At 67.1% G+C, this 23,704-nt stretch carries 20 protein-coding genes; 10 read left to right on the top strand and 10 right to left on the bottom strand.

Features of this window, described 5'->3' with window-relative positions; translation table 11 throughout:
- Nucleotides 1-2 precede the first annotated feature (2 nt).
- Genes IB257_RS10370 through IB257_RS10380 form a run of 3 tightly spaced genes read left to right on the top strand, consistent with a single transcriptional unit; the run spans nt 3 to nt 7,731 of the window.
- Nucleotides 3-3,101, top strand: coding sequence for an MdtB/MuxB family multidrug efflux RND transporter permease subunit (locus IB257_RS10370; RefSeq protein WP_175212740.1), 3,099 nt, complete (start codon nt 3-5; stop codon nt 3,099-3,101).
- Complete coding sequence (locus tag IB257_RS10375) at nt 3,098-6,211, top strand: multidrug efflux RND transporter permease subunit (protein WP_054459275.1); 3,114 nt, start codon at nt 3,098-3,100, stop codon at nt 6,209-6,211. Before IB257_RS10370 ends, IB257_RS10375 begins: the two co-directional genes overlap by 4 nt.
- Nucleotides 6,208-7,731 carry an efflux transporter outer membrane subunit gene (locus IB257_RS10380; RefSeq protein WP_192492258.1) on the top strand — a complete coding sequence of 508 codons (1,524 nt, stop codon included), beginning with the start codon at nt 6,208-6,210 and terminating at the stop codon, nt 7,729-7,731. The genes IB257_RS10375 and IB257_RS10380 overlap by 4 nt, the downstream gene beginning before the upstream one ends.
- A 53-nt stretch (nt 7,732-7,784) precedes the next feature.
- On the opposite strand, the gene IB257_RS10385 is transcribed toward IB257_RS10380, so the two are convergent.
- Both IB257_RS10385 and IB257_RS10390 read right to left on the bottom strand, forming a co-directional pair.
- Nucleotides 7,785-8,054 carry a hypothetical protein gene (locus IB257_RS10385; RefSeq protein ID WP_054459270.1) on the bottom strand — a complete coding sequence of 90 codons (270 nt, stop codon included), beginning with the start codon at nt 8,052-8,054 and terminating at the stop codon, nt 7,785-7,787.
- A gap of 10 nt (nt 8,055-8,064) precedes the next feature.
- Nucleotides 8,065-8,838: an SDR family oxidoreductase gene (locus tag IB257_RS10390; protein WP_054459269.1), complete on the bottom strand. Its 774-nt coding sequence runs from the start codon at nt 8,836-8,838 to the stop codon at nt 8,065-8,067.
- 147 nt (nt 8,839-8,985) lie between these two features.
- Here IB257_RS10390 and IB257_RS10395 point away from each other — a divergent pair, with 147 nt between their 5' ends.
- On the top strand, nt 8,986-9,924 hold the full coding sequence (locus IB257_RS10395) for a LysR family transcriptional regulator (RefSeq protein ID WP_192492259.1): 939 nt from the start codon (nt 8,986-8,988) through the stop codon (nt 9,922-9,924).
- Nucleotides 9,925-9,963: 39 nt separating this feature from the next.
- On the opposite strand, the gene IB257_RS10400 is transcribed toward IB257_RS10395, so the two are convergent.
- Together IB257_RS10400 and IB257_RS10405 are read right to left on the bottom strand one after the other, a co-directional pair.
- Nucleotides 9,964-11,382 carry an amidase gene (locus IB257_RS10400; protein WP_192492260.1) on the bottom strand — a complete coding sequence of 473 codons (1,419 nt, stop codon included), beginning with the start codon at nt 11,380-11,382 and terminating at the stop codon, nt 9,964-9,966.
- A 64-nt stretch (nt 11,383-11,446) separates the two neighbouring features.
- The gene (locus tag IB257_RS10405) at nt 11,447-12,679 is read right to left on the bottom strand and encodes an amino acid ABC transporter substrate-binding protein (protein ID WP_054459264.1); all 1,233 of its coding nucleotides are present in this window, start codon (nt 12,677-12,679) and stop codon (nt 11,447-11,449) included.
- A 161-nt stretch (nt 12,680-12,840) separates the two neighbouring features.
- Here IB257_RS10405 and IB257_RS10410 point away from each other — a divergent pair, with 161 nt between their 5' ends.
- The 5 genes from IB257_RS10410 (at nt 12,841) to IB257_RS10430 (ending at nt 17,162) form a co-directional block, all read left to right on the top strand.
- Entirely contained in the window at nt 12,841-13,725 is an 885-nt protein-coding gene (locus IB257_RS10410) for a LysR family transcriptional regulator (protein ID WP_054459262.1), read from the top strand.
- A gap of 89 nt (nt 13,726-13,814) precedes the next feature.
- Nucleotides 13,815-14,807 (top strand): branched-chain amino acid ABC transporter permease, encoded by a 993-nt coding sequence (locus IB257_RS10415; protein ID WP_054459260.1) that lies wholly within the window; start codon nt 13,815-13,817, stop codon nt 14,805-14,807.
- A gap of 9 nt (nt 14,808-14,816) precedes the next feature.
- Nucleotides 14,817-15,698, top strand: a complete 882-nt coding sequence (locus tag IB257_RS10420; protein ID WP_054459258.1) for a branched-chain amino acid ABC transporter permease — start codon at nt 14,817-14,819, stop codon at nt 15,696-15,698.
- 14 nt (nt 15,699-15,712) lie between these two features.
- Nucleotides 15,713-16,420, top strand: a complete 708-nt coding sequence (locus tag IB257_RS10425) for an ABC transporter ATP-binding protein (protein ID WP_054459256.1) — start codon at nt 15,713-15,715, stop codon at nt 16,418-16,420.
- A 1-nt stretch (nt 16,421) separates the two neighbouring features.
- On the top strand, nt 16,422-17,162 hold the full coding sequence (locus tag IB257_RS10430) for an ABC transporter ATP-binding protein (RefSeq protein ID WP_054459254.1): 741 nt from the start codon (nt 16,422-16,424) through the stop codon (nt 17,160-17,162).
- Between the two features lie 135 nt (nt 17,163-17,297).
- Here IB257_RS10430 and vapC read toward each other — a convergent pair whose 3' ends face one another.
- Together vapC and IB257_RS10440 are read right to left on the bottom strand one after the other, a co-directional pair.
- Complete coding sequence (vapC, locus tag IB257_RS10435; RefSeq protein ID WP_192492261.1) at nt 17,298-17,708, bottom strand: tRNA(fMet)-specific endonuclease VapC; 411 nt, start codon at nt 17,706-17,708, stop codon at nt 17,298-17,300.
- Nucleotides 17,699-17,917, bottom strand: a complete 219-nt coding sequence (locus IB257_RS10440; RefSeq protein ID WP_192492262.1) for a hypothetical protein — start codon at nt 17,915-17,917, stop codon at nt 17,699-17,701. The genes vapC and IB257_RS10440 overlap by 10 nt, the downstream gene beginning before the upstream one ends.
- Before the next feature lie 263 nt (nt 17,918-18,180).
- Here IB257_RS10440 and IB257_RS10445 point away from each other — a divergent pair, with 263 nt between their 5' ends.
- Nucleotides 18,181-19,374 (top strand): low temperature requirement protein A, encoded by a 1,194-nt coding sequence (locus tag IB257_RS10445; protein ID WP_054459250.1) that lies wholly within the window; start codon nt 18,181-18,183, stop codon nt 19,372-19,374.
- Nucleotides 19,375-19,472: 98 nt separating this feature from the next.
- Here IB257_RS10445 and IB257_RS10450 read toward each other — a convergent pair whose 3' ends face one another.
- The 4 genes from IB257_RS10450 to IB257_RS10465 all read right to left on the bottom strand — a co-directional run bounded on the left by IB257_RS10450 (nt 19,473) and on the right by IB257_RS10465 (nt 23,667).
- Nucleotides 19,473-20,435, bottom strand: a complete 963-nt coding sequence (locus IB257_RS10450; RefSeq protein ID WP_119451845.1) for a Nudix family hydrolase — start codon at nt 20,433-20,435, stop codon at nt 19,473-19,475.
- Nucleotides 20,428-21,294 (bottom strand): ATP-binding protein, encoded by an 867-nt coding sequence (locus IB257_RS10455; RefSeq protein WP_054459246.1) that lies wholly within the window; start codon nt 21,292-21,294, stop codon nt 20,428-20,430. Before IB257_RS10455 ends, IB257_RS10450 begins: the two co-directional genes overlap by 8 nt.
- Before the next feature lie 24 nt (nt 21,295-21,318).
- Nucleotides 21,319-22,545, bottom strand: a complete 1,227-nt coding sequence (gene argJ / locus IB257_RS10460) for a bifunctional glutamate N-acetyltransferase/amino-acid acetyltransferase ArgJ (protein WP_192492263.1) — start codon at nt 22,543-22,545, stop codon at nt 21,319-21,321.
- A gap of 99 nt (nt 22,546-22,644) precedes the next feature.
- Nucleotides 22,645-23,667 (bottom strand): hypothetical protein, encoded by a 1,023-nt coding sequence (locus IB257_RS10465; RefSeq protein ID WP_192492264.1) that lies wholly within the window; start codon nt 23,665-23,667, stop codon nt 22,645-22,647.
- Between the last annotated feature and the right edge of the window lie 37 nt (nt 23,668-23,704).

Raw genomic sequence — 23,704 nt, forward strand, 5'->3', positions numbered from 1 at the left:
TCGTGAGCCCGTCGCGCCTGTTCATCCTGCGTCCGGTAGCCACCACGCTGTCGATGGTGGCGATCCTGATCGCCGGTTTCATCGCCTACCGGCTGCTGCCCGTTTCGGCCCTGCCGGAAGTGGACTATCCGACGATCCAGGTGGTGACGCTGTACCCCGGCGCCAGTCCCGATGTGATGACTTCGCTGGTGACGTCGCCACTGGAACGGCAGTTCGGACAGATGCCGGGCCTGAACCAGATGTCGTCCACCAGTTCGGGCGGGGCCTCGGTCATCACGCTGCAGTTCAATTTGACGCTGCCCCTGGACGTGGCTGAACAGCAGGTGCAGGCGGCGATCAACGCCGCTTCGAACCTGCTGCCCAGCGACCTGCCGGTGCCGCCGACCTACAACAAGGTGAACCCGGCGGACGCCGCGGTCCTGACGCTGGCGATCACGTCCCCCACCATGCCCTTGCCGCAGGTGCGCGACCTGGTGGATACGCGGGTGGCGCAGAAGCTGTCGCAGATTCCCGGCGTGGGCCTGGTCAGCGTGGCGGGCGGCCAGCGTCCGGCGGTGCGGGTACAGGTCAATCCGCAGGCGCTGGCGGCCAACGGCCTGTCGCTGTCGGACCTGCGCACGGCCATCGTTGGCGCCAACGTCAACCAGCCGAAGGGCAATCTGGACGGACCGCAGCGGTCCACCACCATCAACGCCAACGATCAGCTCAAGACGCCCACCGACTACAACGACCTGATCATCGCGTACAAGAACAATGCGCCGCTGCGCCTGTCCGACGTGGCGCGCGCCGTCGAAGGCGCCGAGGACACGCGCCAGGCGGCCTGGGCCGGCGACAAGCCCGCCATCCTCCTGAACATCCAGCGCCAGCCGGGCGCCAACGTGATCGACGTGGTCAACCGGATCCAGGCGCTGCTGCCCCAGCTGCGCGCCGCCTTGCCCGCGACCCTGGACGTGAGCGTGGTGTCCGACCGCACCCAGACCATCCGCGATTCGGTGGCCGACGTGCAGTTCGAGATGATGCTGGCCGTGGCCCTGGTGGTCATGGTGACCTTCGTGTTCCTGCGCAGCCTGACGGCGACGCTGATCCCCAGCGTGGTGGTGCCGCTGTCTCTGGTGGGTACCTTCGGCATCATGTACCTGGCCGGCTTCTCCATCAACAACCTGACCTTGATGGCGTTGACCATAGCCACCGGCTTCGTGGTGGACGACGCCATCGTCATGATCGAGAACATCGCCCGCCACATCGAGGAAGGCGAGACGCCGCTGCAAGCCGCGCTCAAGGGCGCCTCGCAGATCGGCTTCACGCTGATCTCGCTGACCTTTTCGCTGATCGCCGTGCTGATCCCGCTGCTCTTCATGACCGAAGTGGTGGGGCGGCTGTTCCGCGAGTTCGCCATCACGCTGGCCGTTTCCATCCTGATATCGCTGGTGGTGTCGCTGACGCTGACGCCCATGATGTGCGCGCGCCTCTTGCGCGCCGAATCCGAGCAGAAGCACGGCCGCTTCCATCAGGTTACGGGCGCCTTCATCGACCGCGTGATCGCCGGCTACGACCGCTGGCTGCAGGTCGTGCTGCGGCATCAGCCGCTGACGCTGCTGGTGGCGCTGGCAACCTTCGCGCTGACCGTGCTGCTGTACCTGGTGATCCCCAAGGGCTTCTTCCCGCAGCAGGACACCGGGCTGATCCAGGCCATCACCCAGGCGCCGCAATCGATTTCCTTCCCCGCCATGGCGGAGCGTCAGCGCGAGGCCGCGCGCCTGGTGCTGGAAGATCCCGACGTGCAGGCCGTATCGTCCTTCATCGGCGTGGACGGCAGCAACGCCACGCTCAGCGCCGGACGCATGCAGATCGCGCTCAAGCCGCAAGCCGAGCGCAACGGCGACCTGCGCACGGTGATGGGACGCCTGGAGCAGGCGCTGGCCAAGCAGGATGGCCTGACCGTCTACATGCAGCCGGTGCAGGACCTGACCATCGAGGACCGCGTGAGCCGCACGCAGTACCAGATGACGCTGTCCAATCCCGACCTGAAGGTGTTGAGCGAATGGACGCCCAAGCTGGTGAACCGCCTGCGGCAGGTGCCCGGCCTGAAGGACGTGACCGACGACCTGCAGGACGACGGCCTGCAGACCTGGGTCGAGATCGACCGCGACGCCGCGTCGCGGCTGGGCATCACGGCGGCGGTAATTGACGAGGCGCTCTACAACGCCTTCGGCCAGCGGTTGATTTCCACCATCTTCACGCAATCCAACCAGTACCGCGTGGTGCTGGAGGTCGAGCCGCAGTTCCAGGTCACGCCGGCCTCGCTGGGCCAGATCCACGTGCCTACCTCGACCGGGGCGCAGGTGCCGCTGTCGTCAGTGGCGCATATCAGCGAAGGCAAGACGGTGCTGGCGGTGAACCGGCTGGACCAGTTCCCGATGGTGACGGTGTCCTTCAACCTGGCGCCGGGCGCGTCCTTGTCCGGCGCGGTGGAGGACATCATCGCGGCCGAGGCCGATATCGGCCTGCCCACCGGCGTCGAGACGCGCTTCCAGGGCGCGGCGCTGGCGTTCCAGAATTCGCTGTCCAGCACCCTGTGGCTGATCCTGGCCGCCATCGTGACGATGTACATCGTGCTGGGCGTGCTGTACGAAAGCTATATCCACCCCATCACCATCCTGTCGACCTTGCCTTCGGCCGGCGTGGGGGCGCTGCTGGCGCTCCTGATCAGCGGCACCGAGCTGGACATGATAGGCATCATCGGCATCATCCTGCTGATCGGCATCGTCAAGAAGAACGCCATCATGATGATCGACTTCGCGCTGGACGCGGAGCGCAAGCGCGGGCTGAGTCCGCGCGCGGCCATCCATGAAGCGGCGCTGCTGCGCTTTCGGCCCATCCTGATGACCACGCTGGCCGCGCTGTTCGGCGCGCTGCCGCTGATGCTGTCGACTGGCACCGGCGCGGAGCTGCGTCAGCCGCTGGGCCTGGTGATGGTGGGCGGACTGCTGCTGTCGCAGGTGCTGACGCTGTTCACCACGCCGGTCATCTACCTGATGTTCGACCGCATGTCGCGCCGCTGGCGCGGCGTGGACCAGGCGCGGGCGGAGGATGCGTCATGATCCTGTCGGCACCCTTCATCGTCCGGCCGGTGGCGACCACGCTGCTGAGCCTGGCGGTCGTGCTGGCAGGTCTGCTGTCGTTCTTCCTCTTGCCCGTGGCGCCGTTGCCGCAGGTGGACATCCCCACCATTTCGGTGTCGGCCAGCCTGCCGGGCGCCAGTCCGGAAACCATGGCGTCCAGCGTGGCCACGCCGCTGGAGCGTTCACTGGGCAGCATCGCCGGCGTGACCGAGATGACCTCCAGCAGTTCGCAGGGCTCCACCCGCATCACGCTGCAGTTCGATCTGTCGCGCGACATCAATGGCGCGGCCCGCGACGTGCAGGCCGCCATCAACGCGGCGCGCTCGCTCCTGCCGACCGGCCTGCGCAGCAATCCCACGTACCATAAGTCCAATCCGTCCGACGCGCCCATCATGACCCTGGCGTTGACGTCCGACACGCTCAGTCAGGGCCAGCTCTACGACATCGCCTCGACCATCGTGGCGCAGAAGCTGTCGCAGGTGGACGGCGTGGGCGAGGTGACGGTGGGCGGCAGTTCGCTGCCGGCGGTGCGCGTCACCGTGCTGCCGGGCGCGCTGGCCAACCGCGGCGTGTCGCTGGACCAGCTGCGCACCACGCTGGCCAATGCCAACGCCAACCGTCCCAAGGGCGTGCTGGAGAATGACCGCTACCACTGGCAGATCATGGCCAGCGACCAGCTCAGCCGCGCCGAGCAATACCGGCCGCTGATCGTCGCCTGGAAGGACGGCGCGCCGGTGCGCGTGTCCGACGTGGCCCGCGTCGAGGACTCGGTCGAAGACCTGTACCAGACAGGCTTCTTCAACGAGCGCAAGGCCATCCTGATGATCGTGCGGCGCCAGGCCGACGCCAACATCATCGAAACCGTGGACGCGGTGCGCGCCCAGCTGCCCATCCTGCAGGCGCTGATGCCGGCGGACGCGCACATGACGGTGGCGCAGGACCGCACGCCCAGCATCCGGGCCTCGCTGCACGAAGCCGAGCTGACCCTGATCATCGCGGTGGGCCTGGTGGTGCTGGTAGTGCTGCTGTTCCTGCGGCGCTGGCGCGCGGCCATCATCCCCAGCGTGGCGGTGCCGGTGTCGCTGATCGGCACCTTCTGCATCATGTACCTCAGCGGCTTCACGCTGAACACCATTTCGCTGATGGCGCTGATCGTGGCGACCGGCTTCGTGGTGGATGACGCCATCGTGGTGCTGGAGAACATCATGCGCCACGTGGAACGAGGCATGTCGCCCATGCGTGCGGCGCTGCGCGGTTCGCGCGAAGTGGGCTTCACGGTGCTGTCGATGAGCCTGTCGCTGGTGGCGGTGTTCATCCCCATCCTGCTGATGGGCGGCGTGGTCGGGCGGCTGTTCCGCGAGTTCGCGGTGACGCTGTCGGCCGCCATCATGGTGTCGCTGGTGGTGTCGCTGACCTTGACGCCCATGATGTGTGCGCGCCTGTTGCGTCAGGAAGCCCCGGAAGAGAAGCCGCCGGGCCGGCTCGCGCGCTGGTCGGAGCGTGGCTTCGACGCCATGCTGGACGGCTACCGCCGCAGCCTGCGCTGGGCGTTGACGCACAGCCGCCTGATGATGCTGATCCTGGCGGTGGCCGTTGGCCTGAACGTCTATCTGTACACCGTGGTGCCCAAGGGCTTCTTCCCACAGCAGGACACGGGCCAGCTGCTGGGTTTTTTCCGGGTCGACCAGGGCACCTCGTTCCAGGCCACGCTGCCCAAGCTGGAAGCGCTGCGCAAGGTGGTGCTGGCGGATCCGGCCGTGCAGAGCATGACGGGTTACGCGGGCGGACGCGGCGGCAGCAACAGCAGCTTCATGCAGATCCAGTTAAAGCCCCTGGAAGAGCGCAAAGTTTCGGCGGACGTGGTCATCAACCGGCTGCGCGGCAAGCTGCAGAACATGCCAGGCGCGCGCATGTTCCTGGTGTCGCAGCAGGACATACGCATCGGCGGGCGCCAGAGCCAGGGCTCTTACGACTACACGCTGATGGCGGGCGACCTGCAATTGCTGCGCACCTGGATGCCCAAGGTGCAGCAGGCCATGGCGCAGATTCCCGAAATCACCGATGTGGACACCGACGTCGAGGACAAGGGCCGCCAGATCAACCTGGTGATCGACCGCGAGGCCGCGACCCGCCTGGGCGTCAGCATGTCCACCATTTCCACGGTGCTGAACAACTCCTTCAGCCAGCGCCAGGTGTCGGTGATGTACGGGCCGTTGAACCAGTACCACGTGGTGCTGGGCGTGGACCCGAAGTTCGCGCAGGACATCGAATCGCTCAGGCAGGTCGAAGTCATCACCACGGCCGGCGCGCGGGTGCCGCTGTCGGCCTTCACCCGCCTGGAAAACGCCAACGCGCCGCTCAGCGTGCAGCATCAGGGGCTGTTCGTGGCCGATACCATCTCGTTCAGCCTGGCGCCCGGCGTGTCGCTGGGCCAGGCCACCAGCGCCATCGATGCGGCGGTGGCGCGCATCGGGCTGCCGTCAGACCAGATCCAGGCCGGCTTCCAGGGCACCGCCGCGGCCCTGCAGCAGACGCTGGCGCAGCAGCCCTGGCTGATCCTGGCGGCGCTGGTCACCATGTACATCGTGCTGGGCATCCTGTATGAAAGCTTCGTGCATCCCCTGACCATCCTGTCGACCCTGCCGTCGGCCGGTTTGGGCGCGCTGCTGGCACTGCTGCTGGTGCGCTATGACTTCACGCTGATTGCGCTGATCGGGGTGTTCCTGCTGATCGGCATCGTCAAGAAGAACGCCATCATGATGGTGGACTTCGCCCTGGACGCCGAGCGCACCCAGGGGATGAATCCGCGCGAGGCCATTTTCCAGGCGTGCCTGACGCGCTTTCGCCCCATCATGATGACAACCATGGCCGCCATCTTCGGCGCGCTGCCGCTGGTGCTCGCCACTGGCGCCGGGGTGGAAATGCGCCAGCCGCTGGGCATTACCATCGTCGGCGGCCTGGTCCTGAGCCAGATCCTCACGCTGTACACCACGCCCGTGGTCTATCTTTACCTGGACCGCTTCCGTCTCTGGGCCGCGCGCAAGCGCGCTTCCAGGAACGGGTCCTCCGCTTCCATAGAACCCACATGATGCGCAACGCCAAGTCTGTTCCCAACCTGTTCTTTCCCCGCAGCATCGCCGCGGCCGCGCTGTGCGCGCTGCTGGGCGCTTGCGCGGTCGGCCCCGATTACCAGCGCCCGGCGCTGGACGTGGGCACGGCCTACAAGGAAGGGCAGGACCAGGTCGAAGGCTGGAAGCCCGCCCGGCCGCTGGACCAGGCCGAGCGCGGCGCATGGTGGCAGGTCTACGACGATGCGACCTTGAACGGCCTGGTGGAGCGCCTGAACGCGTCCAACCAGACCGTGGCCCAGGCCGAGGCCAACTACCGGCAGGCGCTGGGCCTGGTGCGCGGCGCGCGCGCCGGCTTCTTCCCCACGGTGGGCGCGGGCGCGGGCATGACGCGCTCGGGCAGCGGCGGCGGGCAGAATGGTTCTTCGACTTCGTCCGGCAGCAATGTTTCGAACCAGTATTCACTGACCGGCAGCGTCAGCTGGGAAGTGGACCTGTGGGGCCGCGTGCGGCGCAGCGTGGAATCCTCGGAGGCCAGCGCCGCGGCCAGCCTGGCCGACCTGGGCGCCACGCGCCTGAGCGCGCAGGCCGCGCTGGTGCAGGCCTATCTGCAATTGCGCGTGCTGGATGAACAGAAACGCCTGCTGGACGCCACCGTGGCGGCCTATGAAAAATCCCTGCAGCTGACGCAGAACCGCTACGCCGTGGGCGTGGCGGGGCAGGCCGACGTGGCCGTGGCGCGCACGCAGGTGGAAAGCACGCGCGCGCAATCCATCGACCTGGATTGGCAGCGCGGCCAGCTCGAACACGCCATCGCCGTACTGATGGGCCAGGCGCCGTCGCAATTCAGCCTGCCGCCCACGGTGTTCGCGCTGCAACTGCCGCAGATCCCGGTGGGCCTGCCTTCCGAGCTGCTGGAACGCCGTCCTGACGTGGCGGCGGCCGAACGCCGCGCCGCCGCCGCCAATGCGCAGATCGGCGTGGCGCAGGCCGCGTGGTTCCCCAGCCTGACGCTGTCGGCCGATGGCGGTTTTCGCAACGGCCAGTTCGCGGAACTGTTGACGGCGCCGGCGCGTTTCTGGTCGCTGGGACCGGCGCTGGCGCTGACGATATTCGATGGCGGCGCGCGCGAGGCGCAGGTGGAACAGGCGCGCGCGTCCTATGACGCGCAAGCGGCCGCCTACCGTCAGACGGCGCTGACCGGATTGCGCGAGGTCGAGGACTACCTGATCCAGTTGCGCGTCATGGAGAACGAACAGGTGGTGCAGCGCCGCGCGCTCGAAGCGGCGCGTGAATCGCTGCGCCTGACGCAGAACCAGTACAAGGCGGGTCTGGTCGATTACCTGAGCGTGGCGGTGGTGGACGCCACCGCGCTCAACAGCGAACGCAATGCGCTGAGCCTGCTGGGCAATCGCTTCGCGGCCAGCGTCAATCTGATCGTGGCGCTGGGCGGCGGATGGGAAGGACTGCCTGCCGCGGGGGCGCAAGCGCGCGTGGACAATCCCGTCGCGCCTGCGGCGGCGGCTCCCGCGCAGCCCTGAGGTCGGGCCGCGCGGATGCGGAATGGAGCGCTGGCGCGGTCAATGCCAGCGTTTCACCCGCGCGGCAGGAAGGCGATGACCAGCCAGGCCGCCGCGGCGGGTACCGCGAACACCAGCAGCAGGATGGGCAGTTCTTCGCGCACCGTGTAGCCGGCGCGCGTGACGCCGACCCACATGTTGACGATAGCCATCAGCAGCCACGCGGGCAGGAACAGTTTGGCCGCGGCGATCGAGCCTGCGGCGTCGCCGCCCCATTGCTTGCCGAACAGCGCGAACACGGCCAGCAGCAGCAGGCCTCCGACGATGGTCAACAGTACGTGCATGGCGCCGCTCCTATTTGGTGGTGTAGCCGCCGTTGATCAGCACCGTCTGGCCGGTGATCCACCAGCCGTCCGACACCAGGAAGCGGATGAAGGGCACCACGTCCTCGATATCGGTCAGCCCGGTTTTCGAGAACGGCGACAAGGCGGCCGCGGTCTTATGGTACGCCACCGCGTCGGCGCCTTCGGCCGGATAGAAGAACGGCGTGTCCATGGGACCGGGGCCTACCGCCGTCACGGAAATGCCGCGTGCGCCGTACTCCTTGGACGCGGCGCGGGTGTAGTGCTCCACCGGCGCCTTGGTGCCGGCGTAGGCCGCGTAAAAGGGCGTGTAGGCGCCCAGCAGCGAGGTCACCAGCGTGCAGATCTTGCCGTTGTCGTTGACGTGGCGGCCGGCTTCCTTCAGGAAGAAGAAGGCGGACTTCGAGTTCACCGCAGCCATCTCGTCGTATTCCGCTTCCGTGATTTCTGTGAAGGGCTTCTTCAGCACTTTGCCGACGGTATTGATCGCAATGTCCGGCCGGCCTACCGCGGCCACCGCGTCGGCGAACAACTTTTCCATTGCGCCGGCCGAACTCAGGTCGGCCTGCAAGGCGACGGCCTGCGCGCCGGCGGCCTTGACGGCGGCGACCGTCGCGTCGGCGTCGGCCTTGGTGGCCGCGCTGTTGTAATGCACCGCCACCGCGCGCGCGCCTTGCTGCGCCAGGTCCCGCGCGATCAAGCCGCCCAGGTTCTTCGCGCCGCCCGCGATGATGACGGTTTTGCCTTTGATTCCGTGGTCTGCCATGGTCCTCTCCGCTATCGGGCTGCCGAATGCGAGCCCTTGTGCCGACGATGATATATTCCAAAAAATCCGCACAAAACTGATATTTCTGGCATCTCTATCCAGAAATCACGAACAGTGAGGCCAGGCCTCGCAGGAGCCATCCGCCCCATGGACCGCATAGATCTGTTCCGGGTTTACGCCCGCGTCGTCGAATGCGCGAACTTCTCGCGCGCGGCGGACACGCTGGGCCTGCCGCGCTCCACCGTGTCTGCCGCCGTGCAGGAATTGGAGGGCCGGCTGGGCGCGCGGCTGCTGAACCGCACCACGCGGCAGGTGGCGCCCACGCAGGAAGGCGCGGCCTTCTATGAGCGCTGTCTGCGCCTGGTGGCTGACATGGAAGAGGCCGAGAACCTCTTTCGCCACAGTTCGGTGGGTCCCAGCGGCATGCTGCGCGTGGACGTGCCCGGACGCGTGGGCCGCCTCATCGTGGCGCCAGCGTTGCCGTCTTTTCTGGCGGCCTATCCGCAGATCGACGTCACGCTGGGCGTGACGGACCGTGCCGTGAACCTGATCGAAGAGGGCGTGGATTGCGTGTTGCGAGTCGGCGTGTTGCCGGATTCGGGCCTGGTGGCGCGGCCGATAGGCATGCTGGGCTTGATCAACGTCGCCAGCCCGGCCTACCTGGCGCGCCATGGCGTGCCGTTGACGCCGGACGATCTGGAGGCGGGGCATGCTTGCGTGAACTACGCTTCGCCGTCCACCGGCCGGCTTGCGCTCTGGGAATGGCTGGATGGCGGCGTGTCCCGGACCGCGCCTCTGCGTGGGCGGGTCACGGTCAATAGCGCCGAAGCCTATATTGCCAGCTGCGTCGCGGGTCTGGGTCTGATCCAGATTCCGGCCTACGACGTGCAGCCGCAGATCGCCGCGGGCGAGCTGGTCGAAGTCATGCCCGACCACCGCCCCGCGCCCATGCCGATGACGCTGCTTTATCCGCAGCGGCGATCTCCATCGCGGCGGGTGCAGGTGTTCGCGGACTGGCTGGAGGCGCTGCTGCGGCCGGCTTGCGGACTGGGTGGAACGCAAAAAAAGGCCGGCCCGTCTTGCTGAGGGGCCGGCCTTGGTGGCCTGGGGTCTACAACCGTCGGTCTACAACTGGATCGCAGACAGATCCGGACGCCGCAGGTGCCAGTCGGTGGCCGCCTGGAATGCCATGCCGATGCGGCCCAGCGCGTCTTCGCCATTGGGCTTGCCCAGCAGCTGCACGCCGATGGGCATGCCGTCCGCGGCAAAGCCGGCGGGTAGCGCCAGGCCCGAGGCGTTGACGTAATTGCCGGGACGGGTGAAGGCGGCCAGCGGCGTGGCGGCCTCGTCCACGTCTTCCAGCGGGCAGGCGGCAAACGGCAGGCAGGGCGCGAGGACCGCGTCGTAGTCGCGCATCCAGTCCAGCCAGGCCTGGCAGGCGCGGGCGTGGGCTTGCAGCGCCAGCACGTAGTCGGCGGCGCTGGTCTGCTTGCCGCCCAGCACGCGGGAGCGCACGTAGCGGCCCAGCGGCAGGCTGTCGTCCTCGATGTAGTCGCGGTGCTGGGCGTAGGCTTCAGCGGCGATGATCAGGCCGTTGCGCAGCATCATGTCGTGGAAATCGAAGGGGAAGGGGGCTTCCACGCATTCCGCGCCCAGGTCGGTCAGCGCGCGCCGCGTGTCGTCCAGCGCGCCTTGCACCGCCGCGTCGATGGCGATCGGGTACTGCGCCTGCGGCATGACGGCGATGCGCGTGCCGGCCAGCGGCTTGGCGCCCGCGCGCAGATCGCGGTAGCGGTAGGCGGGTATGCCTCGCGTCACGGGATCGCGCGGGTCGGGTCCGGACATGGCTGCGGTCAGCAGTAGCGAGTCGCGGGTGTCGCGGGTCAGCGGGCCGATGGAATCCAGTGTGTGGGACAGCGCCACCGCGCCGTACAGGCTGATGAGGCCGCGCGTGGTTTTCAGGCCGGTGATGCCGTTGAGCGCGGCGGGAATGCGTACCGAGCCGCCTGTGTCCGAACCCAGCGCGGCGGGCGCCAGGCCCGCGGCCACCGCCACGCCCGAGCCGCTGGACGAACCGCCGGGAATGCGGGCGCGCACCAGGTCCCAGGGGTTGCGCGGCGTGCCCATGACGGGGTTGGTGCCCCAGCCGCCGAAGGCGAATTCGACCATGTGGGTCTTGCCCAGCACCACCATGCCGGCGTCGATCAGGCGGGTCACGGCGGTGGCGGTGGTGGCGCTGCGGCGCTCGCGCCAGGCTTGCGAGCCGGCGGTGGTGACCTGGCCTTCGATGTCGCACAGATCCTTGACCGCGACGGGCAGGCCGTCCAGCGGACCGAGCAGGCCATAGCCGGCGCGGCGGCGCGCGTCGGCGGCTTCGGCCAGGCGCAGCGCGCCCTCGCGGTCGACGCTGACGTAGGCGCCCAGCGCCGGGTTGGCGCGGTCGATGCGGTCCAGGTAATGCCGCGCCAGCTCCACCGAACTGTAGCGGCCTTCGGCCAGGCCCTGCGCAAGTTCGCCGAGCGTGGCAAATGCAATGTCAGACATGTTTTCCTCGGGTGATGTCAGCGCGGCGCGCGGGCTGCCGCGCGCCGCCTTCCTGCTTGCGCGATCAGCGCTTGTTCCAGTCGGGGGCGGGGTAGACGGGTTTTTGCGTGGCCACGTCGGCCGGCCAGACCGGGACCATGCCCTTGCCCGGCAGCAGCTGCACCACGGGGAAGGGCATCAAGAGCTGCTTGCCCGTCTCGTCGATGGCGTAGGGGCCGGCCATGACGGTGAGCTTGCCCGACAGGTCCAGCGATGCCTTCTTCAGCGCGGCGGCGTCGGTGCTGCCGGCTTGCTTGACGATCTCCTCGGTCAGCGCGCCCGCGCCATAGGCCAGAGCAGTCTGGAAATCGGGCGGGAACTCGGCCTTGGGGAAGCGCTGGTCATAGGCGGCGGCGAACTGCTCGCGCGTCAGGCCGGCGTTGACCTTCCAGTTGATCGCGGGGTGGTAGTTGGTGTGGCTGTAGATGTAGTTGGAGTCCGCGCCGATGGCCTGGAATTGCGGCGTCGACGCATACACCATGAAGACATACGGGAAGTTGATATCCAGCTGCTTCATCTGGCGCGTCATGCTGATCAGATCGCCCTCGTAGGAGGTGGGCACCAGCGCCTCGGCTCCGGCCGCACGGGCCTTCTGCAGGATCGTGCTGAAGTCCTTCTGGCCCTTGGGGTACTTCTCGAACAGCACCACTTCCATGCCGTTCTTGGCGGCCTGCTCCTTGCCGCCTTCGGCCAGGCCCGCCGGGAACGGTTCGTCCGAATACAGCAGCGCGACCTTCTTCACGCCCTGCTTGGCGGCCAGTTCCATGTTCGCGCGCAGCATCGCCGACACCGGCATCTGCGTACCCGACACCATGTTCTTGAAGCCTTGCTTGTACAGGTCGTCGCTGGCGGCGGACCAGACCATCATGTACTTGCCCAGGCGTTCGGTCACCGTGGCGGCCGCGGCGGTCAGGGTGGAGCCGAAGGGCGCGAACACCAGATCCACTTTTTCATCGACAATCAGGCGTTCGTAAACGCGGGTCACCATCTGCTTGTCGCTGCGGTCGTCCAGCTTGACCAGCTCGACGGGGTATTTCTTGCCTTTGACTTCGATGCCGCCGCGGCGGTTGACGTCGTCGACCCACAGTTCGACGCCGCGCACGCCCGACTGCGAGGCGAGCGCGAAACTGCCGGTCGACGATACGGTCATGCCGACGCGGATCTTGTCCGAGGTCTGGGCGGCGCCCAGGGCAGGGGTCAGGGCGGCGACGGCGAGGGCCAGCGCCGGTATGCGGGACAGCCAGGGTCTAGCGTGCATGGGAGGTCTCCTATCGTTTTTGGTATGCGGCCCCGCGTTCCGTGGCGGACCATCGGACACAGGCCATATGTTGAGCAATGTTTGCTCAACATGCGAGATAGCGTATAACAAATAGGCATGGAGCGCACGCCTTGAATAAATTGAATTACCGACAGACCGAAATGTTGTGGGCCATCGTCATGGCCGGGTCCATCAGCGGCGCCGCGCGGCTGCTGAATATTTCCCAGCCGGCGGTCAGCCGGATGCTGGCGCATACGGAAAAAGCCATGGGGGTGACGCTCTTCGAGCGGGTTCGCGGCAAGCTCAGGCCGACCTCGCAAGTGCAGAGCCTGTTTGAGGAAATCGAGAAAACGCAGCGCATGATGCAGCGCGTCAACGATCTGGCCGACGCGCTGGCGGAGCACGGCACGGGGGTGCTGCGGTTGGCCTCCATTCCCAGCTTGGCTCAGTTCCTGGTGCCGCGCGCCGTGGCGCGTTTCCAGCAGCGCCATCCCGAGCTGCTGTTGCGCCTGAACACGACGGCGCTGCCCACGCTGATCACCGACGTGTTGCAGGGCGAGGCCGAGCTGGGCTTGGTGGTGATGCAGGCAGACCACCCTTTCCTGACGTCCCAGCCGTTGCATGTGGGGAAGATGGTGGCCGCCATACCCAAGGCGCATCCGCTGGCAGCTCGTGCCGAGGTGAGCTTGGCCGATCTGTCGCCGCATCCGCACATCGTGGTGGGGACGCGCATGCCCTTCGGCATGCTGGTGCTGGGCGCCTTCGAGCAGGCGGGCCTGCCGTGCCGCATGTGCGCCGACGTGCCATGGAGCCAGCTGGCCTGCGCCCTGGTGAATGCCGGGGTAGGCATTGCCATCGTGGATGAGTTCACGGTCATGCAGAACACCATGCCGGACGTGGTCATCGTGCCGCTGGCCGAGCGCATTCCCCTGAATATCTCGGCCGTCTATGCCAGCAACCGCGAGCCCTCGGCCATCGCCCTGGAGTTCATCAAGGAGCTGCGCGGGGTGCTTGTCGAGGCCTTTCCTGCCGAAAATAAGGGTTAGTCCTTAACTTGCAGTTATGGTTTGAACTGTTCATAATCGCCTCCAAATAAAGCGGCCGTCCAACCCGGAAACGGCCCGGAGGAAGACATATGAGCAGCAGTCCCGTCCTGGCGGCGGGCGCCGCCTCGCATCGCGCGCAGGATCAGCGCGCAATGCGGTTGCGCACCCGCATCGCCATCATCGTCTTTGCCGGCCTGGCCGCGGGCCTGGCTCTGATTCCGATGGCCACGTCGAACATCTCGTTCGCGTTCTACCTGATGTTGTGGATCACCATGGCCAGCGCCATGAACATCTGCGTCGGCTTCACCGGCTATCTGCCGTTCGGCTACGTGGTGTTCTACGGCGTGGGTTCGTACGCCACCGGCATTTGCTACAAGATCCTGGGCTGGCCCATCCTGCCGTCGCTGCTGGCGGCGGGCGGCGTGGGCGTGGCGATCGCGCTGCTGCTGGCGCCCACGCTGCGCTTGCGCGGGGTGTACTTCGGCATCGTGAGCCTGGCGCTGGCCACCATCGTCAAGCTGATCATCTCCAACCTGCCGCAGTCCTTCACCGGCGGCAGCATGGGCATCATCCTGTCCAATGCCAACAACCCCACGCATAGCTACTACGCCATGCTGGCGGTGATGGGCGCCACCCTTGCCACCGTCACCTGGCTGTCGGTGTCCAGCCTGGGCCGCGCGCTCAAGGCCATTCGCGACGACGACGGCGCGGCCGCCTGCGTCGGCATCCACGTGCCCAACACCCGCCTCAAGGCCTGGCTGCTGGCCGCGCTGTTCCCGGCGCTGGCTGGCGGCATCGAGGCCTGGTACACGAACGTGGTGGATCCGGAGTACGCCTTCCACGTGTTGATCACCGCCAAGAGCATCATCTATGCGATGGCGGGCGGCTTCGGCACCATCCTCGGACCAGTCGTCGGCACGCTGGCGCTACTGGGCATCGACCACATGATCTGGCAGAAATTCCCGGTGGTGAACCTGCTGCTGCTGGGCCTGATCATCGTGCTGCTGATGCTGTTCCTGCCGCGTGGCATCGTCGGCAGCCTGATCAAACGCAAGCCGCAATTGCGCCGCTACATCGCCTGAGGAACCGCCATGACCGGACTGATTATCCAAGGGCTGATCAACGGCCTGATCCTGGGCGCCATCTACGGCCTGATCGGCGTGGGGCTGAACGTGATCTTCGGCGTGCTGCGCGTGGTCAACTTCGCGCACGGCGAATTCCTGGTGCTGGGCGCGTACTTCGCCTTCTATCTGATGGAGTACGCCGGCATCAATCCGCTGGTGGCGCTGCCGCTGGCCTTCGCCGCATTCTTCCTGGCGGGCTACTTGCTGTACTTCGTGCTGATTCCGCGCTTGTCCAAGGCGGACGATCCCGAGATCAGCTCGCTGCTGCTGATGTTCGGCGTGTCCATCATGCTGGGCGCCATCATGCTGCTGGTGTTCGACGCCGACGCGCGTTCGTTGCCCTATGAGATCGAGCCCGTGTTCCTGAAATTCGGGCCGGTGCTGATCCCGACCGTGCGCCTCCTGGCGCTGGTGATCGCCCTGGCCATCATCGGAGCGCTGACGGTGTTCCTGTACCGCAGCCAGCTGGGCAAGGCGCTGCGCGCCATCATCATGAACCGCGACGCGGTGCGCATCGTGGGCATCAACGCCGAACGCCTGTCGGCCGTGGCCTTCGGCCTGGGCATCGGCCTGGCCGCCGCCAGCGGCGTGCTGGTGGCGATGGTGTTTCCAGCGTTCTCGCCGTTCATGGGCAACGACTACACGCTGATCGGCTTCATCGTCATCGTGCTGGGCGGGCTGGGCCATCCGGTGGGCGCCCTGGTCGGCGCGCTGCTGTTCGGCGTCACGGAGCAAGTCTCGGTGGTGTTCTTCAATCCTTCCATTGCCACCATCTGCGGCTTTGCGCTCATGGTCGCCACCATCTTCATCCGGCCCAGCGGACTCTTCGGCCGCCAGGCGCTGCGCTAACAGGAGCCGGACACATGTTGAAAGTCAGCAATCTCAAGAAGCGCTTCGGCGGGCTGGTCGCCTTGCAGGGCGTGGACCTGGACGTGCCGCGCGGCTCCATCCTGGGCGTCATCGGCATGAACGGGTCAGGCAAGACCACCATGCTCAACTGCATCAACGGCATCTACACGCCGGACGAGGGCCGTATCGAGCTCGACGGCCAGAACATCGCCGGCAAGCAGATCCACGAAGTCGCGCGGCTGGGCGTGGGCCGCACCTTCCAGGTGCCGCGCATCTTCCGGCAGCTGACCCTGCTGGACAATCTGGAGGTCGCGCAGCAGCAGACCGGCCGCAGCGCCGACGAGCGTTACGCCCAATCCGAATACTGGCTGCACAAAGTAGAGCTGCACCGGCTGCGCCACAACTACGCCGAGGAGCTGTCCGGCGGACAGCAGAAGCTGGTGGAACTGGCGCGCATCATGGTGGCGCGACCTAAGGTGGTGTTGCTGGACGAGCCTTTCGCGGGCGTCAATCCGGCGCTGGCGCAACTGCTGATCTCGGTCATCCGCGAACTGCCGGGCGAGCACGACTGCTCGGTGGTGCTGGTGTCGCACGACCTGACCTCGATCTACCAGCTGTCCCACCACATCATCGTCATGAACGAAGGCGCCATCCTGAGCCAGGGCAACGCCGAGCAAGTGCGCGCCGACCCCCGCGTGGTCGAAGCCTATCTGGGAGCCTGACATGAGCACGTCGATACTCGCGCTGGAAGACGTGACCGTGGCCTACCACGGCGACATCACCATCCTGAACCACGTCAACATCCAGGCGCGCGCGGGCAAGGTGACGGGCGTCATCGGCCCCAATGGCGCCGGCAAGTCCACGGTGTTGAAGACCATGTTCGGCTTCCTGCCGCCGCGCACCGGCCGCATCACGCTGCGCGGTGCGGACATCAGCGCCCAGCCCTCGCACGAGCGCGCCAGCAACGGCGTGGCCTTCGTGCCGCAGCACCGCAGCCTGTTTGGCGAATTGTCGGTGCACGACAACCTGCTGCTGGGCTGCTGGCCGTTCCGCAAGGACAAGGCTCGCGTGCGCCAGCGCATCGACTCCGTCTATGACCGCTTCCCGATCCTGGCGCAGAAGCGCGACGACCCCGTCTCCAGCATGAGCGGCGGACAGCAGCGTTTCGTGGAGTTCGGGCGGGCCTTGTTGATCGAACCGTCCGTCATCCTGCTGGACGAGCCCACCGCCATGCTGGCGCCCAAGATCTCCAAGGAGATCTACACGCTGATCCGCGGCTTTGCCGACGAGGGCATGACGGTGGTGCTGGTGGACCAGAACGTGCGCCGCTGCGCCGAGGTGTCCGACTATATGTACATCCTGGAACTGGGCCGCAACAAGGCCGAGGGCGGGCGCGAAGCCTTCGACGACGGCGGCGGGTTGCGCGAGATGGTTGCGTCCTGGATGGATTACAAGATTGATTGACTGCGGGTCAGAGCGGTCGCCCCAGCCGCTTTTCGACCTGGCGCTTTTTCCATTGGTTCGGAGTCACCAAGGTAGCCGATAGGACGGCGCAGCGATACGACAGGGGCACGACAGCGGGGCGACGGACACCCAGGCTCAGTGTTTCAGCGTCCAATCGTCCAGCCGCAACCCGGGCACGCGGGAAAATTCACGCGTGTTGTTCGTAACAAGTACCAGGCCGCGCGAGTGGGTGTGGCCGGCGATCATGGCGTCGTAGGGGCCGATGGGCGTTCCGGCGCGCGCCAGTTCCGCGCGAAGCTGACCGGAATCTGCTGCCGCGTCATGGTCATAGTCGAGCACTTCCAGGCGCTTCAGGAAGCCGTCGACCACGGCGTGATTGCGGGTGGGGGCGGCGGACTTTTCCGCGCCATAAGCGAGCTCCATGGCGGTGATCGCGCTGATACATAACTGGCCCTGCCGTCGGTTGAACGCCTGCTGCACTGCGTCGGGCTTGTTCTTGATGGCAAAGATGCAGGTATTCGTGTCCAGCACGAGCTTCAGCGGCATGAGCGGCCTCCTGCCCTGTCCACGGGTTGATCGCGGTCGTTGAGAAAGTCGGCAGTGACGGACTCGCCTGCGAACCAGGAGTCCCAGGACCTGTCGGCGGGTGCGGGCGCCGGCGCCGGCGTTTGCCGTTGGTTGATGGCGACGATGTACCCCAGTGCCGGACTGGCTGGCCGGCCATGGGAAGTTTTATAGATGGATTCTGATTTCATGGCGCTCTCCTCGACTGATGTATGGCGCCCGCCTTTTATAGCGCGCCGCATGTCTCCCGCCTATGACGGCTTACCGCAGGTCGCTGCGAGCCTAGTGCGGCTTCGGCTGGGTTCCGTGCTGTTGCGGGTGGCGGCAAGGCCGCGCAGATCCGGCCCGTGGCATCGCCGCCACGCCCGCCGGGCTTTGCATTTTTTGACGATCCGGCACGACCCGCCTTGCGCTAATCTGGCTGCGCCATCATCCCCAAGGCGAGGCCCACGCCATGACCTTTCTCGCAAGCGCCAACCTGCTGCGCCGCCGCGACGGGCACGAAGCCCGCGTCACTTTCGTCGAGCTGTTCTTCGATCTGGTGTACGTCTTCGCGGTCACCCAGATCTCCCACGGTCTGCTGCATGATCTGACCTTGTTGGGCGCGCTCCACTCCCTGGTGCTGTGGTTCGCCGTCTGGCTGGGTTGGCAATACACCTGCTGGGTCACGAATTGGTTCGATCCCGACGCCGTGCCCATGCGCATCATGCTGTTTGCCGTGATGCTGGCCGGCCTGGTCTTTGGCGCCGCCCTGCCGGGCGCGTTCGGCGCCACGGGGCTGGTGTTCGCCGTCAGCTACGCGCTGATCCAGGTGGGACGCACGCTATTCATCGTGCTGCACCTGGGGCCTGCGCATCCGCTGGCGCCCAACTTCCGCCGCATGCTGGCGTGGCTGTGCGTGTCGGCAGTCTTGTGGATTGCGGGCGGACTGTCCCAGGACGGCACGCGGCTGGCGCTGTGGGCGCTGGCGGTGGCCTGCGAGTATCTGTCGCCCATGATCGGCTTTCGGTTTCCCGGCCTGGGGCGTTCCGCGACCAGCGAATGGACGATCGAGGGCGGCCACCTGGCCGAGCGCTGCCAGCTGTTCGTCATCGTGGCGCTGGGCGAAACCCTGCTCATCACCGGCGCCACGCTGGCCGGCCTGGAGCGCTGGAACGCGCCCGCGCTGATCGCGTTGCTGGCGGCTTTCCTGGGCACGGCCGCCATGTGGTGGGTGTACTTCGACACCAGCAGCCGTGACGGCAGCGAGGCCATCGTGCATAGCGACGATCCAGGCCGCATCGGCGCCTGGTTCCACTATGTGCACGTCATCCTGATCGCCGGCGTGATCGTGTCCGCCGTGGCCAACGAGCTCGTCATATTGCATCCGGATGGGCGCATCGCCATGCCGGCGGCCGCCGCGCTGATCGGTGGCCCGGCGCTATACCTGGCGGGCAACGGTATTTACAAGACAGTGGTCTACGGCCGCTTCCCGCTGTCGCACGTAGTGGGACTGGTGCTGCTGGCCGTGCTGGCACCCGTGGCCTTTGTGACCGACAACCTCATGGTGGGCGGTTTGACCACGTTGATCATGATTCTGGTGGCGGCGTGGGAGAGCGTGTCGCGGCGCAGGGCGCATGCCGGCGTTCCGCAAGGAATCGCGGAGTAGCGTCAATCCCGTGAGGGCCGGAGGCTGCCCCAGAGGGAGCCGTTGGATGCCCCCGTGGAGCTGGCAGGCGGCGGCTTTCAGCAAAGCCGCCGCGCGGCTCAGATCAGGCCGCGTATCCCTGCAATGCCGTGCGCGCCGTGGCGCAGCGCCTGCGATACGGTCTGGGTCGACTGGCCGCCCAGCGCGAACACCGGGATGCCGGCGTCGCGATTGCCCGCGACGAAGCCTTCCCAACCCAGCGTCGCCGCGCCGGGGTGGCTGGGCGTGTCCAGCACGGGACCCAGTACCGCGAAGTCGGCGCCGAGTTCGCGTGCGTGGACGACCTGGGCGTTGTCGTGGGCCGACACGCCGACCAGCGCGCCCGCGGGGAGTTCAGGGCGCGCCGTGAGCTTGGCGGCATCGGCCGCGCGCAGATGCACGCCGTCGGCCTCGCGCCACCAGGCGGCGGGATGGATGCTGTTGACCAGCAGCCGGGCGCCCGCGGCGCGGCAGCGCTTCTGCACCTGTTGCAGCACTTCATGCAGCGAAGGCGAGGCCACGCCGTCCGGCCATTGCGGTTCGCGCAGCTGCACCAGCTTGACGCCGCGCGCCAGAGCCGCTTCCAGACGGCCCAGGAAAGCGGCCACGCCGGCACGCGAACCCACGGAGCTGATGCCGTAGGACGTGGGCAACTGCAGCCAGCGCAGCGGGGGCAGGGTGGCGGGCAACAGATCTCCCACCGATGCGGCCTGCGCAGGGGCGACCCATTCCAGGCGCTGGTTTTCCAGGCTGCGCGGTTCGCCCTCCCAGCCGGTGACGTGGCAGAACGCCAGGCGCACCGTGGTGTGGGGGTAGGCATGCACGTAGGTGACCCAGGGGCGCGACTGCGTGACGCGGATGCCGATTTCTTCCTGCAGTTCGCGCGCCAGGGCTTCCAGCACGGTTTCGCCGGGTTCGAGCTTGCCGCCGGGCAGCTCCCACCAGCCCGCCCAGGGCTTGCCTTCGGGGCGCTGTCCCAGCAGCAGCATGCCGTCCGGACGCAGGATCAGGCCGGCGGCGACGTCGACGATCTTTTCAGACATGACGGGCTGCCCAGTCGCGCGCGAACTGGTACGCCACGCGGCCAGAACGCGAGCCGCGCTCGATCGTCCATTGCAGCGCCTCGGTGCGCGAGGGTTCGATCTGCGCTTCCGGGCAGCCCAGCTCGCGCAGCCAGTGGTAGACGATGTCCAGGTAGTCGTCCTGCTTGAAGGGGTAGAACGACAGCCACAGGCCGAAGCGTTCGGACAGCGAGATCTTTTCCTCGACGGTTTCGCCGGGGTGGATCTCGCCGTCGGGCTGATGCTTGGCCGCCAGGTTCTCGCTCATGTATTCCGGCATCAGGTGGCGCCGGTTGGACGTTGCATAGATCAGCACGTTGTCGCCCGAGGCCGACACCGACCCGTCCAGCACCGACTTCAGCGCCTTGTAGCCGGCCTCGCCTTCCTCGAACGACAGGTCGTCGCAGAACACAATAAAGCGTTCGGGACGGGAGGCGACCAGTTCGACGATGTCGGCCAGGTCGCCGAGGTCGGACTTGTCCACTTCGATCAGGCGCAGCCCGCGGTCGCCATAGGCGGCCAGCATGGCCTTGACCAGCGAACTCTTGCCAGTGCCGCGGGCGCCGGTCATGAGCACGTTGTTGGCCGGCTTCTTTTCCAGGAACTGCAGGGTGTTGCGATCGATGATGCCCTTCTGGCGCTCGATGTGCTGCAGGTCCGCCATGTCGATGCGCGCGACGTGGCGTACGGCGTCCAGCCAACCGCGCGCGCCGCGCTTGCGCCAGCGGTAGGCGTGGGCGGTCCAGTCGATTTCGGGCGTTGCGGGCGGAAGCCAGGCTTCCAGCTGCGCCAGCACGCGCTCGGCGCGCTGGATAAGGGTGGAGAACTCGGTTGCGGTCACGTCTGAAGTCCCGGAAGTTTCGGATCAGGAGCGGTAGTCGGCGTTGATCGACACGTATTCGTGCGAGAAGTCGCAGGTGTAGACCGTGTCGCTGACCTGGCCGCGGCCCAGGGCGATGCGCACCTGGATCTCGGCCTGCTTCATCACGCGCTGGCCGTCGGCTTCCTGGTAGGCGGGGTTACGGCCGCCGTCCTTGGCCACCAGCACATCGTCCAGCCACAGGCGGATGTTGGACACGTCCAGGTCGTCGATCCCGGCGTAGCCCACTGCGGCCAGGATGCGGCCCAGGTTGGGGTCCGAGGCGAAGAAGGCGGTCTTGACCAGCGGCGAGTGGGCGACGGCGTACGCCACCTTCAGCGCTTCCTCGGTGGTGCCGGCCTCTTCGACGCGGATGGTCATGAACTTGGTGGCGCCTTCGGCGTCGCGCACGATCTTGGTCGCCAGTTCCAGCGCGGCGGCCGTCAGGGCTGCGCGCACGGCGGCGTAGGCCGGATCGGATTCGGCGTTCACTTCGACGCCCGACTTGCCGGTGGCGGCGATGATGAAGGAGTCGTTGGTGGATGTGTCGCCGTCGACCGTGATGCGGTTGAACGAGGCGTCGGCGATTTCGCCGGCCAGCTTGGACAGCAGCGGCTGGGCGATGCCGGCGTCGGTCGCCAGGAAGCTCAGCATGGTGGCCATGTTGGGCCGGATCATGCCGGCGCCCTTGCTGATACCGGTGAAGGTGACGGTCTTGCCGTCGATCTGCACCTTGGCGGACGAGATCTTCGGCAGGGTGTCGGTCGTCATGATGCCGTGGGCGGCGCTGAACCAGTGGTCGGCGCCCAGGTCGGCGATGGCGGCGGGCAGGCCGGCCACCAGGCGTTCCAGCGGCAGCGGCTCCAGGATGACGCCGGTGGAGAAGGGCAGGACTTCGGCCGCGGGTACGCCCAGCAGCTTGCCGAGCGCGGCGCAGGTGTCCTTGGCTTTTTGCAGGCCTTCTTCGCCGGTGCCGGCGTTGGCGTTGCCGGTGTTGATGACCAGCGCGCTGATCGGGCCGCCGGCGGCCAGGTGGGCCTGGCAGACCTGCACCGGCGCGGCGCAGAAGCGGTTGCGCGTGAACACGCCGGCCACGCTGGTGCCCTGCGCGAAGCGGAACACGGTCAGGTCGCGTCGGTTGGCTTTGCGGATGCCGGCCTCGGTAACGCCGATTTCAACGCCGGCAACAGGAAAAATTTCGGACTCGGAGGGGATCTGCAGATTAACGGCCATGACTTCGTCTCATGTATGAGCAGGACGGAATCGCCGCCAGGCGAGGCGGCGCGCGGGGGAAAGCTTCGTATTATCCCACCGGATTGGGACAGCGTCCGGTCAGGGGCCGATCCGCATGGCCGCGACGTCCAGCACGCCGGCCTCGCGGTTGCCCAGCACGCTGCGCACGGCGCCGTCCGGGGACTGCAGCACCGACTTGCCCGCCGGCACGTCCTCGCCGCCCGCGCGCCGCGCCGAACGTCCGCGCGACGGCGAGAACAGCAGGTCGCCGGGCTGGGCGCCGGGCAGGCGGGGGTTGGCGGCCAGCACCCGGGTGCCGGGCTGGTAGGTCATGTCGCCCAGTACGGTCTCGCGCGCCAGCAGGCCTTCGAAATCCAGCATGCGGCGCTGGCTGTCCAGCTGCATGTCCACCTTCAGCATGGGCATGCGCCCCACCTCCAGCGCCTCGCTGCCTTCGGTGCGCAGCAGCCAGCGCGGCGCGTCGGCGGCGCTGCCGCCATTGATGACCTTCAGCCAGGCGCCGGGCGGCACGGGCTGCTGGTTCAGGGTATTGCCGATGGCCAGATGGCAACTGGCAAAGCGCGGGCGGCCATCGTGCAGCACGAATTCAAGGCGGTGCCCATGCGCGCACAGCCAGCCGTCCTGCGCCTGGTCGCGCGCGATCTCCACCGACAGGGTCTCGGCCTGCTTGCTGCTGGCCGGGTAGCGGAACATGCGCGTGGCCGCGACGCCCTGGATGGAGGCGGGGTGGCTTTCGGGGAAGACGGCGAGATCGAACGATGCCAGATCGCCTGGCTTGGCCAGGCTGAGCACGGTGCCGGCCGGCATCTCCACTCCCGCCAATTGGGTGGACTGGGCCAGCACGGTCTTGCGGCCGGCGTCGGCCTGGGCGCTTTGCCGGGCCGAGAACCACAGGCTGAACTGCTGATAGGGAAAGATGGCGCCGACGATGGCAAGCAGGGCCATCAGGACGGCGCCGCCGCGCCGGTGGCCGCCAAGCCATTCCCGGGCGCTGGAGGTGGTGGCCAGCACGGCCAGCCAGGTCAGCAGCGTGGCCAGGCAGGCCAGCGAAGCTGCCATCAGCACGTAGAAATTACCGCCAGGAAGAGAAACCGGAATCATGGCGGCAATTATGCGCCAATCCGCAGGCGGACATGGG

It is taken from the genome of Achromobacter sp. ACM03, assembly GCF_014851665.1.
Taxonomy (GTDB): domain Bacteria; phylum Pseudomonadota; class Gammaproteobacteria; order Burkholderiales; family Burkholderiaceae_B; genus Achromobacter; species Achromobacter aegrifaciens.